The organism is Streptosporangium sp. H13245 (genome assembly GCF_055690525.1).
In genome coordinates, this window is the sequence record NZ_JBSZKT010000033.1 from 27,118 (window position 1) to 39,712 (window position 12,595).

10 protein-coding genes are annotated in these 12,595 nt (G+C 70.2%); 7 read left to right on the plus strand and 3 right to left on the minus strand.

Translation table 11 applies throughout. From position 1 onward, the window contains the following. Positions 1 to 4 precede the first annotated feature (4 nt). Positions 5 to 1,531 (plus strand): ATP-dependent DNA ligase, encoded by a 1,527-nt coding sequence (locus ACW9TB_RS31190; RefSeq protein WP_472751673.1) that lies wholly within the window; start codon positions 5 to 7, stop codon positions 1,529 to 1,531. A gap of 105 nt (positions 1,532 to 1,636) precedes the next feature. Here the strand turns inward: ACW9TB_RS31190 and ACW9TB_RS31195 are convergent, their stop codons facing one another. Further along, the gene (locus ACW9TB_RS31195; RefSeq protein WP_472751674.1) at positions 1,637 to 2,272 is read right to left on the minus strand and encodes a magnetosome magnetite crystal formation protein family; all 636 of its coding nucleotides are present in this window, start codon (positions 2,270 to 2,272) and stop codon (positions 1,637 to 1,639) included. A gap of 145 nt (positions 2,273 to 2,417) precedes the next feature. Here ACW9TB_RS31195 and ACW9TB_RS31200 point away from each other — a divergent pair, with 145 nt between their 5' ends. From ACW9TB_RS31200 to ACW9TB_RS31225, 6 genes are all read left to right on the plus strand, one after another. After that, entirely contained in the window at positions 2,418 to 2,756 is a 339-nt protein-coding gene (locus tag ACW9TB_RS31200) for a hypothetical protein (RefSeq protein WP_344747987.1), read from the plus strand. Between the two features lie 390 nt (positions 2,757 to 3,146). Continuing rightward, positions 3,147 to 5,456, plus strand: a complete 2,310-nt coding sequence (locus tag ACW9TB_RS31205; RefSeq protein ID WP_472751675.1) for an AfsR/SARP family transcriptional regulator — start codon at positions 3,147 to 3,149, stop codon at positions 5,454 to 5,456. A 643-nt stretch (positions 5,457 to 6,099) separates the two neighbouring features. Continuing rightward, positions 6,100 to 7,434 (plus strand): aspartate aminotransferase family protein, encoded by a 1,335-nt coding sequence (locus ACW9TB_RS31210; protein WP_472751676.1) that lies wholly within the window; start codon positions 6,100 to 6,102, stop codon positions 7,432 to 7,434. Continuing rightward, a complete protein-coding gene (locus ACW9TB_RS31215; protein ID WP_472751677.1) occupies positions 7,416 to 8,456 on the plus strand; it encodes an NAD-dependent epimerase/dehydratase family protein in 1,041 nt (346 codons plus the stop codon). Before ACW9TB_RS31210 ends, ACW9TB_RS31215 begins: the two co-directional genes overlap by 19 nt. Before the next feature lie 15 nt (positions 8,457 to 8,471). Continuing rightward, the gene (locus ACW9TB_RS31220) at positions 8,472 to 9,437 is read left to right on the plus strand and encodes a UbiA prenyltransferase family protein (protein ID WP_472751678.1); all 966 of its coding nucleotides are present in this window, start codon (positions 8,472 to 8,474) and stop codon (positions 9,435 to 9,437) included. Between the two features lie 35 nt (positions 9,438 to 9,472). Further along, complete coding sequence (locus tag ACW9TB_RS31225) at positions 9,473 to 10,324, plus strand: AfsR/SARP family transcriptional regulator (protein WP_472751679.1); 852 nt, start codon at positions 9,473 to 9,475, stop codon at positions 10,322 to 10,324. A gap of 6 nt (positions 10,325 to 10,330) precedes the next feature. On the opposite strand, the gene ACW9TB_RS31230 is transcribed toward ACW9TB_RS31225, so the two are convergent. After that, the gene (locus ACW9TB_RS31230; protein ID WP_472751680.1) at positions 10,331 to 11,503 is read right to left on the minus strand and encodes an endonuclease/exonuclease/phosphatase family protein; all 1,173 of its coding nucleotides are present in this window, start codon (positions 11,501 to 11,503) and stop codon (positions 10,331 to 10,333) included. 55 nt (positions 11,504 to 11,558) lie between these two features. Then, complete coding sequence (locus tag ACW9TB_RS31235) at positions 11,559 to 12,593, minus strand: glycosyltransferase (protein ID WP_472751681.1); 1,035 nt, start codon at positions 12,591 to 12,593, stop codon at positions 11,559 to 11,561. Positions 12,594 to 12,595 lie beyond the last annotated feature (2 nt).

Sequence of the window (12,595 nt, forward strand, 5' to 3'; positions counted from 1 at the left end):
CATTGTGTTGTTGATCGACCTCGCGCGCACCTCGGCGGCCGTGACCGCCAGCTCCGCCCGGCTGGCGAAGACCGCCCACCTCGCGGAGCTGCTCGGCAGGATCGAGCCGGACGAGGCGGAGATCGCCATCTCCTACCTCTCCGGGGAGCTGCCGCAGCGCAACGTCGGAGTGGGCTGGACGAGCCTGCAGGACCCGCCCGAGCCCCGGCTGGCCGCCACCGCCACCCTGCGCGGGGTCCACGACCTCCTCGACCGGATCAAGGCCCTGTCGGGTCCCGGCTCGCAGAGCGCGCGCAAGACCCTGGTCGCCGAGCTGTTCGGCGCCCTCACCCGCCAGGAGCAGGTCTTCCTGTCCCGGCTGCTGCGGGGCGAGCTGCGCCAGGGCGCACTCGAGGGAGTGATGGTCGAGGCCGTGGCGAAGGCGGCCGGGGTGCCTGCCACCGAGGTCAGGCGGGCGCTGACGCTGCGCGGCTGGCTTCCCGCCGTCGGCGCCGCCGCCCTGGACGGCGGGGTCGAGGCGCTGCGGGCCTTCCACCTGGAGGTCGGCCACCCCGTGTCGCCGATGCTCGCCCAGAGCGCCACCTCCATCGCGACCGCGTTCGGCAAGCTCGGCGGGCCGGTCGCCGTCGAGTGGAAGCTCGACGGCGTCAGGGTCCAGGCGCACCGCTCGGGCGACCGGGTCACCGTCTTCACCCGCGCCCTCGACGACATCACCGCGCAGGTGCCCGAGCTGGTCGAGGCGATGAGCGCCCTGCCCTCCCGCGACCTGGTCCTCGACGGCGAGGTCATCGCGCTGCGCCCCGACGGCCGCCCCGAGCCCTTCCAGGTCACCTCGGGCCGCGTGTCCAGCCGTACCGACGTGCCGCGCGTGCGCGAGAGGACCCCGCTGAGCGTCTTCTTCTTCGACGCGCTGCGGGTCGACGGCGCCGACCTGCTCGACCTGCCGGGCGAGGCGCGTCACGCGGCCCTGGCCGCCGCCGTGCCCCCGGAGCTGGTGACCCCCCGCCTGGTCACCGGCGACGTCGCGGACGGCGAGGCGTTCTTCAAGGACGTGATCAGGAGCGGTCACGAGGGCGTGGTGGTCAAGTCGCTCCTCACGCCCTACGCCGCCGGGCGGCGCGGCGCCGGCTGGATCAAGGTGAAGCCCCGGCACACGCTCGACCTCGTCGTGCTGGCCGCCGAATGGGGGAGCGGCCGCCGCGAGGGCAGGCTCTCCAACCTGCACCTGGGCGCCCGCGACCCGCTGACCGGCGGGTTCGTCATGCTCGGCAAGACCTTCAAGGGCCTCACCGACGAGCTGCTCGCCTGGCAGACCGACCGTTTCCTCGGCATCGCCGAGGGCCCCACCGACGGCTGGACGGTCACCGTCCGCCCCGAGACGGTCGTCGAGATCGCCTTCGACGGCGTGCAGCAGTCGAGCCGCTATCCCGGCGGCATGGCGCTGCGCTTCGCCAGGGTGATCCGCTACCGCACCGACAAGACGGCGGACCAGGCCGACACCGTCGACATGGTCCGCTCCCTCATGCTCTGACACCCGGCGCGCGGATGTCGTCTCGCCCGGCCGCCGCCTTGAAGGACACCGCGGTCGTCGCCCCCCAGGACACCGCGGCCGTCCTCCCCCGAGACGCCGCGGGTGTTATTTCACGAGACGCAGGGTGAAGGGGTACCGGAAGTCGCCGTCGCCCGCCGCGGCCACCGCGCCGACCACGGACAGGACCACGCCGCCGATCCAGAGCAGGGGCGTCAGGACGAAGCCGATGAACGTGATCGCCAGCACGATGGTGGCCGCGACCATCGTCAGCTGGAAGTTGAGGGCCTCCACCGAGTGCGCCCGGACGTAGGGCGACGTCTTGCCCGCGGTGAGCATCATGACGAGCGGGCCGATGATGGGAAGGCCGATCAGCGGGAGCAGGTGCGACGCCACCGCGCCCAGACGCTCGGCTCCGGTCTCCCCCCGCCCGCCGCGTGCGTGATGACCGTACGCGACCCGGCCCGTGACGGGCGGGTAGGACGCGGGCCGGGCCGGACGCGTGCCGTACAGCTCGTTCATGATCGGGACGAGGTCGGCGTGGACGCGGGCCGTCATCGCCCGTTCCAGCCTGTCGTCGAACTCGATCTTGTCGAGTCTTCCCTCCGCGTAGGCGGTCTGGACGTGCTCGACCACCTGTTCGCGATCCTGGTCGCTGACCCGAAGCTCCGCGTGACCGGGCCGAGGGCCTGCCGCCGGCACTCCCCCGTACCCCGGGCCCGCTGGTGTAGCTGTGCCTGCCATGAGACCGATACCCTTTCGTCGCCGCTTCGACCTCAATGCTCGTCCAGATTGTCGGCCCCGTACATCAGGATGAACCCTCATAAGCCCCTGAGACCCATCCCTGGCCTTCCGCCATGGAACGAGCAGGAGAGGTATACAAGGAAATATGAGATGGCGAGATCGCTATGGGTTGAGGCGCCTGCGCGGGCCGAAGATCGCCAAGTACGACCGCGCCACGACCGACGCCGACATCGAGGCGCTCATCGCCTTCGCGAAGTCGCGCCGGGGCGTCGAGTTCTACGTCGAGCCCGAGACCTTCGCGACGAACACCACAGCGGTGGCCGTCGCCGACGACGGTGAGTGGACCCGGCGCCGGGTCGGCTCCCCCGCGGTGATCCGCAAGGTGGCCCGCGACCTGGCCCTGCCCGTCTACGACGTGCAGCTGACCGGCTATCCCCCCCGGATGAGGGCCTACAACGAGCGCCAGAAGCGCGCGGAGGGCTGAGCCGGAGGTCTGTTCCCTCGGCCAGGACCGGTCAGGCGCCGGTCCCGGATGGGCGGCCGCCCCGCCGGCACCGTGCGCACGGGCGGCATCGGTGGCATCAGTCGGCGCCATTCGGCGCCTGCGGCGCTCACGCCATGACACGCCCCTCCCACCACGCGCGATCGCCCCTGGTCAGAAGGCTCGACCAGGGGCGATCGCGACGCGTGACAGGCAACATCGCGCCGGTGCCAGAGGGTTTTAGGGTGTCCGCCGCGTAATCTTTTTCTTCCCTTCAGGTGAGTACCCTCCGAAGGTTGGATCCCGCGATCATGGGGCGCTATGTAAAACCAGATTTATACGCATTTGTACGGTTCATGTTGGTGCATGGTATGCGCTGAAGAGTGATGCCCGATGGATTTCAAGATTCTCGGACCGATCGAAGTACGGGCGGCCAATGGGCAACCGATCGCCCTTGGACGACGCAAACAGCGGGTGTTGCTCGCCGCCCTGCTGCTCAATGCCGGTAAGGCGATCCCGACCCATCGGATGCTCGACTGGCTGTGGGGCGAACATGCTCCCGCCAACGCCGAGTCGAACCTCTACACCTATATCTCCGCGCTGCGCCGGGTGCTTGGTTCGCCTTCCCGTATCGAGGCGGGCTCAAACGGGTACGTACTCCGGGTTTCCCCCGGTGAAATAGACGTCAAATTGTTCGAAGAACTGTCCGCTCAAGGGCGCCGGATGTTATCCGAAGGACGAAATGACGTCGCGCTCGAACGGTGCACCCGGGCCCTGGGTCTCTGGCGCGCCGAGGCGGTTCTGGAGGGACTGCCCCTGCCCGAGCCGTTGCGCGGCGAGGCGGCGCGGCTGGAGCGGCTGAGGACGACCGTCGTGGACGCCTCGCTGGAGGCCCGGCTGGCGCTGGGCCAGCACGGCGAGGTGCTTCCCGACCTGGAGGCGTTGACCCGCAGGGACCCGCTGAACGAACGGCTCCGGGCTCAGCTCATGCTCGCCCTGTACCGTTCCGGGCGCCGGGCCGACGCGCTCGCGGTGTACCAGCGCGCGCGGGAGACGCTCGCCGCGGAGCTGGGCGTCGACCCCGGCCCCGACCTGATCCGCATGCACCAGCAGATCCTCGCCGACGACTCCGCGCTGGCGGCGCCGTCGTCGTCGGCCGTCGTCCGCAGGCTCTCCGTCCCGGCCGAGCTCCCGATCGACTCGGCCGCCTTCACCGGGCGCGCCGCCGAGGTCTCACGGCTGCGGACGGCGCTGATCGCCGCGGGTCCTGGCCAGATCGTCGTCTCCGCGGTCGCCGGGGCGGCCGGGATCGGCAAGTCGGCGTTCGCCGTACACGTCGCCCACCAGGTCGCGGACCGGTTCCCCGACGGGCAGCTCTACGTGAACCTGCACGGCTCCACCCCCAACGTCAAGCCGCTGAACCCGGCCGAGGTCCTCGCCCGCCTGTTACGTTCCCTCGGCGGCGACGACGCGGCCGTGCCGACCGAGGTGGACGAGGCGGCCGCGCGGTTCCGCTCGCTGACCGACGGCAAGCACCTGCTGTTCCTGTTCGACAACGCCCGGGACGCCGCGCAGGTACGGCCGCTGCTGCCCGCCAGCCCCACCTGCCGCGTACTGATCACCTCCCGGAGGATGCTGACCTCCCTGGACATCGTCGCCCACCTCCGTCTCGACGTCATGGCCGAGGACGAGATGACCACCCTGCTGGGCCGCCTGGTCGGAGCCGAGCGCGTCGCCGCCGACCCCCTGGCGGCGCGCGCGATCGTACGGCTCTGCGGCGGCCTGCCGCTCGCGATCAGGATCGCCGCCGCCCGGCTGATCGCCCGGCCCGGCCTGTCGCTGCGGATCCTCGCCAACCGTCTCGCGGTCGAGGACCACCGCCTGTCCGAGCTGCAGGCCGACGACCGGGCGGTCCGGGCCTGCTTCATGGTGAGCTACCGAAACCTGGACCCCGAGCACTCCCGCATGTTCCGGCTGCTGGGCCTGCTCGGCGGGTCCGACATCAGCGTCGCGGTCGCCGCGGCGCTGGCCGACCGCTCGGAGGAACGGACCGCGGACCTCCTGGATCATCTCGCGGACGCCCAGCTCCTGGAGGTCCGCGACACCGACCGGTACCGCATGCACGACCTGCTCTGCCTGTTCGCCCGCGAACGCACCCGGCAGGAGGAGACCGAGGAGGAGCAGGTGCAGGCCGTACGGCGGGCGTTGCACACCTCCCTCGTCATCGCCTGCACCCTCGGCGACGTGTGCAACCGGCGCGCCAGGCGGGACGCCAAGTTCGGTCACATGGCACTCGGCCGCTTCGGCGTGTCGTCCGGCGGCTTCACGACCGATCCCCGATGGCTCAACGCCAAGATGGCCGACCTGATCTCCACCGCGCGCCAGGTGCCCTGCACGGCGGGTCTCCCGGTCGCCCAGGGCGCCGTCCCGCACCAGCCGTCCTACGGGCGGGGCGGCCGGGGACACCGGGGCCCCTTCGGGGAGGCGCCGGTCCTGGCGGCGGAGCGTCTGGGGGATCGCGGGGGTGAGGTGACCGCTCCGGCTGCTCCGGATGTCGCCGAACCCCACCACGTGGCGGAGCACTGGTGGGGGCTGGGCCGGGCGTACCAGGATCTGGGGGACAACGCGCAGGCCCGCGAGTGCTGGCACACCAGCGCGGCCATCCTGCACGCCCTGCGCCTGATCGACAGCGACGGGAAGTGAGCCGGAACCGGCGGGAGACCTGACACGCCGGAAATAATCCTCACGTACGCCTGCCGTAACCACAGGATTTGGCGCGCCGGAAACCATTCCCGCGCACATCGTCGGCAATAACGGCTTTAACATGCCGGAAATAATCCTCGTGAGCATCCGCCACAAACGCGGGATCTGGCACGTCCGAAATAATCGCCACACACGACCGCGACGACCTCGGTATCCCGGAAAGAACGAAATCCCAGGCGTGCGCGGCGCACCGTCCTTTTCCGCCCGTGGTTCATCGGGTGACGGCGTCAACCTATACAGACTTGTATGGTGCGAGGTATAGCCACATTTAACACTATTAGTGACATGTCCCTTGTCTTCTCACACCTCTAGAGAGAAGGCCGGCACCTTGCGCAGGAAGACCCGGGGGTTGACCGGTGACAGCGGCGGCGCTGCCGCAGGAGCCCGACGAGAACCCGCCTCGCGACGATTGCCATCCTCGGACCGAACTCACCTGTGACGCCACCAGCTGAAAATTCGCGGAAAACGCTAGGAAAGGGCGGACGTGTCTGAGTTAATCGGCATCGATGAGTGTGAAAACCTTACCGTAAAGCAGGTCCAAAACCTGTACGGGAAGTACGTCAGCCGCAGCCAGGTCAACCTCATGACCTCCTTCGGTTTCGGGCGCGAGCTCGTCGAGCGCGCCGAGGGCGCCTGGATCTGGACCCGTGACGGCCGCCGGATCCTCGACGTCACCGGAGGGGTCGGCGTCCTCAACCACGGCCACAACCACCCGCGCATCCTGGCGGCCCGGCGCCGCTTCGCCGAGCAGCGGCGCATGGAGGTCCACAAGGCGTTCTTCTCGCCCTACGTGGCCGCGCTGAGCCACAACGTGGCCACGCTGCTGCCGGGCGACCTGAACATCTCCTACTTCCCGAACTCGGGCGCCGAGGCCAACGAGGGCGCCATCAAGATGGCGTACAAGTACCACGGCGGGCGGCGCAACACCATCCTGCGGTCCGACATCAGCTTCCACGGCAAGACCCTCGGCGCGGGAAGCCTGACCGGATCGTCCGAGAACTCGTTCCGCTTCCCCGGGCTGCCGAACATCGTCGTCCACCCGTACGGCGACATCGCGGCCGTGCGGGCGGCGATCGACGCCGCGCGCACCCCCGAGGGCAAGTGCGACGTCTACGCGATCATGGTCGAGCCGTTCAGCGCGTCGAGCATGCGCAGTTGGTCGGAGGCGGACCTGCGCGAGCTGCGGCGGCTCTGCGACAAGCACGACATCATCATGATCTTCGACGAGGTGTACACCGGCTGGGGCAAGACCGGCAGCCTCTTCTACTTCATGCGGTATCCGGACCTGCTGCCCGACATCCTCGTCTACTCGAAGTCGCTGGGCGGCGGGAAGGCGTCGATCGCCGGGTACACCGCGCGCGAGCCCATCTTCCGCAAGGCCTACGACCGGCTCTCCGACGTCATCCTGCACAGCACGACCTACTACGGGTTCGGCGAGGAGACCGTCACCGCGATCGAGGCGATCAACGTGATCGTCGAGGACGACTACCCCGCGCGGGCGCGGCAGATCGAGCGCATCCTGAAGCCGGGGCTGGAGAACATCCAGAAGCGCTATCCGGACGTGGTCGGCCAGGTGACCGGTACCGGGGCGATCTGGGGGGTGTTCCTGAGCGGCGGTCCCAAGGTGCTCGACCTCGCCGGAAAGCTGGTGCCCGGCTTCTCCAACGACCCGCACTTCCGGACCAAGCTGATCACCCTCTCGGTGATCGCCGACCTCTACAGCGAGCACGACATCGTGTCGTACTACAGCCCGAACGTCGAGAACCCCCTCGTCGTCGCGCCGACCCTCGCCATCGAGCCCGACGACGTCGAGTACTTCGTGCAGAGCCTCGACAAGACCCTGTCCAAGGGCCTGCCCCGGCTGCTCGCCCGGTTCGTGCGGGAGAAGGTGGGATCGCGGTGGCCTCTCGGGTCGTAGTGACCGGCAGCGCCGGGATGCTCGGCGGCAACCTGGTCCGGCAGCTCGTGACCGAGGGCCACGAGGTGATCGGCGTGGACCTGCGCCCGCCGTCGGACCCGGACCCGGGCTGGAGCCACCGGGTCGGCGACGTGCGCGACGTCGCGCTGATGGCCGAGGCGATGGCCGGGGCGGACGCGGTCGTGCACTGCGCCGGCGCGCTGCCGAGCTATCCGGCCGAGCAGATCCAGAGCCTGATCGTCGGCGGCACGCACAGCGTCCTGGAGGCCGCGCGCCGGGCCGGGGTGGAGCGGACGGTCCACATCTCCTCCACCGCCGTGTACGGGCTCCCGAAGCTGGTGCCCACCCCGGAGGAGCATCCGCGCGAGCCGGTCGACCCCTACACCAGGGCCAAGACCGAGGCCGAGGAGCTGGCCGACAAGTACCGGGCCGGTGGGATGTGCGTGCCGATCCTGCGCCCCAAGACCTTCCTCGGTCCCGGCCGGATGGGCCTGTTCGCGATGCTCTTCGAGTGGGCCGAGGAGGGCCGGAACTTCCCGGTCCTCGGCCGCGGGGACGTGCGCATCCAGATGCTCGCCATCGAGGACCTCGTGGACGCCGTGGCCGGTGTCCTGACCGCGCCCGCGGACGTCGCGAACGACACCTACAACCTGGCGGCCTCCGAGTTCGGCACCCTGCGGGAGGACTTCCAGGCGGTGCTCGACACGGCCGGTCACGGCAAGCGTGTCGTGTCGCTGCCCGTCCGCCCGGCCCTGGCCGGGCTCCGGCTGCTGGAGCGGACCAAGCTGTCCCCGGTGTACGGGCGGCTGGTGCACAAACTGCTCGCCGACTCCTACGTCAGCATCGACAAGGCCAGGGACCGGCTCGGCTTCCGGCCCAAGCTGTCCAATCAGGACGCGATCCTCCGCACGTACGCGTGGTGGCGGGAGCATCGCGACGCGGGCTCGGCGCGGGGCGCCGGCCAGACCAGCCGCGACGCGTGGCGGCAGGGCGCGCTGTCACTGGCGAAAGTCTTCTTCTGAAGTGACGGGGAAAGTATGTACGTCGTCGAATCGGCAGACATTCCAGAACTTCCGCAGCCCAGGGGACCGGCCTCGGACCAGAAAACGGAAGCCCGGCCACGCCTGATCACGGACCTCGTCAGGCTGGTACGGCCCTCGCACGCGGCCAAGGCGATCCTCCTCGTGCCGCTCGCGCTCATCGACACCTCCCTGTGGAACCTCTCCACGCTGGTCGAGGTCCTCCTGGCCACGGTCGCGTTCATCCTGGCCTCCTCCGCCGTCTACGTCGGCAACGACATCGCCGACCGGCACCGAGACGTGCACCACCCCGTCAAGCGCCACCGGCCCGTCGCCGCCGGCCGCGTGGGGATCAGGGTCGCGTACGCCTACTGTGCCAGCCTGCTCGCGCTGCTCACCGCCGTCATCGTCCTCACCCCTGGGCCGTACTGGCCCATCGTGCTCTACCTCCTGATCAACATCGCGTACAGCCGCTACCTCAAGCACATCCCGCTGGTCGACGTGGGCACGGTGGCGCTCTGTTTCGTCCTCCGGGTCATCCAGGGGTACGAGGTGGCCGGGGGGCGGGCCGCCGCCTGGCTGCTGGTCACGGTGTTCTCGATGTCCCTGCTGCTCCTCATCGGCAAGCGGCGCCAGGAGCTGAAGACCGGTGCCGCGCACCGGCCCGCGCTGCACGGCTACTCGATGGAGCTGACCAACTGGCTGCTGCAGATCGCCTCCGTGCTCGCCCTCGTCTCCGGCCTCATCTACCTGCGCGACGAGGGCCCGTTCGGCCCCCAGTACGGCCAGACGGCGATGCTGCTGTCCACGCCCTTCGCGCTCTTCGCCCTCTTCCGCTACCTGCAGATCCAACTGATGGATGAAGGCGGTGGTGACCCGGTCCGAATCCTGCTGCGGGACCGGGTCATGGTCGCCAACTCGATGCTGTGGGCGGCCACCCTGGGTGTGACGCTCGTGCTCGCCCACCATCCCGTCCCGTTGTGAGAGCGCCACGGAAGGAAAGAATGGAAGTCCGCATATTGGGTCCGGTTGAGGTGATCGTCGACGACCGGCGGGTTCCTCTGGGGCCACCGCAACGACGTGCGGTGCTGGCCGCCCTCGCGGTCGACGTCAACCACCCCGTGTCACTTCCGACGCTGATCGACCGGGTCTGGAATCTTCCACCGGACCGGGCGACGGACTCGCTGTACGCCCACATCGCACGCCTGCGGCAGGCACTGACGGGAACCTCGGTCTCCATCGAGCGCCGAGGCGGCGGTTACGTGCTGGAGGCCGACCCCGACCGGGTGGACGCCCACCGGTTCCAGCGGCTGGCGAAGCGGGCGCAGACCCATGCCGACGACGACTTCACCCGGGCCGAGCTGCTGGCCGAGGCGATGGACCTGTGGCGCGGCTCGCCGCTGACCGACATCTCGGGAGACTGGGCCTCCCGGATTCGCTACAGCATCGAGCAGCAGTTCGTCAGTGCCGTCGTCACCTGGGCGCAGGCGCACCTGCGGCTGGGACGGCCCGACGCGGTGGTCACCGAACTCACCCCCCTCGTGCCCCGGTACCCGCTCGTGGAGCCGCTCGCGAGCATGCTGATGCGCGCGCTCTGCGCCCTGGGACGCACCGCGGAGGCGGTGGCCCAGTACGCGCGCCTGCGCGGGTATCTCGCCGACCACCTGGGCATCGAGCCGGGACCCGAGCTGCGCGCGCTGCACCAGGAGATCCTGCGCGGCGACCACGACACGCCGATCTGGGCGGCCGGGGGGGTGGTCCTGGCCGGTGCCGACCACGCCGGTTCGGGCTGGGCGCCACTCGGGCAGCCGCCGAGCTGGACCCGGCCCGCGGCCCACCTGCCCGACCGGGTGCTGTCCCGCGGGCACTGACCTCCCTCACCCGTTCGTCGAGATGACCAGGTGTTGCCCGCTGTGGTCGGAGAGGCCGTTCGACCGCACCAGCCCGTACCGGTGCACGGTGACGTCGGGCGTGGTGAACGCCCAGTCGATCCGCCACAGCGGCCACCGGTCGTCCCAGGAGGTGGGGTAGAGCGATTCGAGCACCGGGGTGGCGTCGACCAGCCGGTCCGGCAGCAGGCGCAGGATGCCCATCGCCGGTGAGGCGTTGAAGTCTCCGGCCAGCAGGGTCGGGTGCGGGTTGCTCTCGACGTCGGCCGCGAGCGCGCGGAGGTTGGCCTGCCGCCGCTCGTGCTGGGTCCGGTTGAGGCGCCGGGGGTCCAGGCCCTTCGGGAACGCGTGGACGGGGGAGTTGATGTGCGTGTTGTAGAGGGAGACGATCTTCCCCCCGGCTCCCCCGTCCTCGCTGACGCGTATGTCCGTGCGCAGGGTCTTCACCGCGGAGAAGCCGGGCAGTCCCGGGTCGGGGGGGATGGCCCTGTCGCGCTCCTCCGACAGCCACGGGCGGAGGTCGATCCCCCGCTCCAGGACGATCGGGAACCGGGAGACCGTCACCATCTCGCTCGCCACGGCGATGTGGTAGCCGGGAAACTCCCGGCGCAGCCTGGCCGTGTCGTCCACCCGGATCGCCTTCGAGTCCCGGCCGAAGTAGACGTACTCCTGCAGGAGATACACGTCCGCCTTCTGGTCGTGCAGATACCGGTAGAAGGCGTCGATGTCGCGCGACGGCGTGCCGGTGGGCGGCGGCATCGTCTCCTCACCCGTCCGCATGTCCCAGTACAACGTGTTCCAGGAGAACACCGTGATCGCGCCCGGCGGGGCAGGAGGGGAACGGTGCCACAGGGACGCGAGATTGACCCCGCTCGCGCCCCCGCCAAGCACCAGGGAGGCGAGCGTCACCACCGCGACCCACCCCCGGGCCGTACGCGCGAGCAGGGCCACCGCGAACAGCAGGACCGGCAGGACCGCGAAGGCGAACGGCGGGGCGAGCTCCGGGGCCTGCCACCACCACACCCGGCCGGACAGCACGCGATGGAGCACCACGAACACCAGCCAGGCGACCGGCGCGGCCAGCAGCGGCCAGGTCCACCAGCGCGACCGCCGGGCGGGTTTGGGCCCGGCGGTCGCGGTCACCACCTGCGTATCAGTCATCGACGACGGCCGGGTCCTGGACGCGGACGTGGCACGGGCGGGCGCGGACGAGCCGTCACGTCGCCGCCTCTCCGGCGGCCGAGGGCCGCACGAGCAGGTCCGAGTCGTAGAGCCGGCGGAACCTGGCGGAGCAGAACCACTGCACGACCCCGGCCGCCACCCCCGCCGCGATGGTCACGTTCACCACGAAATGCACCGTACCGTAATAGAGCAGGAAGATCGGGCCGCGCCGCCGTAACACGAACCGGTACATACCGAGATCCGCCAGGATCGACACGGCCAGGGCGAGGGCGGGCAGCGCGGCGCCGACTGGGCCGAACGCCAGCGCCGGGAGCGTGGCCACCGCCGCCAGCGCGGCGAGACTGCCTCCGGCCCGGTTCGAGGTCTCGAACCCGCGGGCGAAGCGCTTGCGCCGCGCGTACAGCGGCACCCGGGCGCGCCCCCGCTTGAACAGCTTGCGCAGCAGCTTGAACAGCTCGTCGTCGTGGTCGTGCCGGGAGCGCACGGCCGTGGTGAGCACCATGTCGTAGCGCTGGGTGAGGCGGTGGCCGTAGTCGACCTCCTCGGTCTCGCGCAGCCGGGTGTTGAACTGCCCGACCTCGTCGAACACGTGGCGGGGCATCGCGACCATCGCCGGGAAGAGGAACGAGATGGGCCCCTCGGAGCTCGCCGTCCAGTAGTAGTACTGCAGCGCGCGGTACTCCTCGACGAGGCTGTCGCGGATCAGCGGCTCCGGGTCGTGGATGCTGCACACCGCGCCGAGCCGAGGGTCGGCCGCGAGCATGCCCACCGCCACCTCGACGGAGTCGGGGTAGGCGGCCACGTCGGAGTCGACGAACACCAGGATCTCGCCACGGGCGTGGGTGGTGCCGAGGTTGCGCGCACCGGCCACGCCCATGTTGCGCTCGGTGTGGACGACCCGGACGCCGAGCCGCTCCGCGACCGCGACGGAGTCGTCGGTGCTGCCGTCGTCCACCATGATCAGCTCGATCGGCTGGTAGGTCTGCTCCTGCAGGGCGCGCAGGCAGAGCTCCAGCGAGCCGGCGTAGTTGTAGTTGGGCACGATCACCGAGACCAGGGGGCCGGACATCG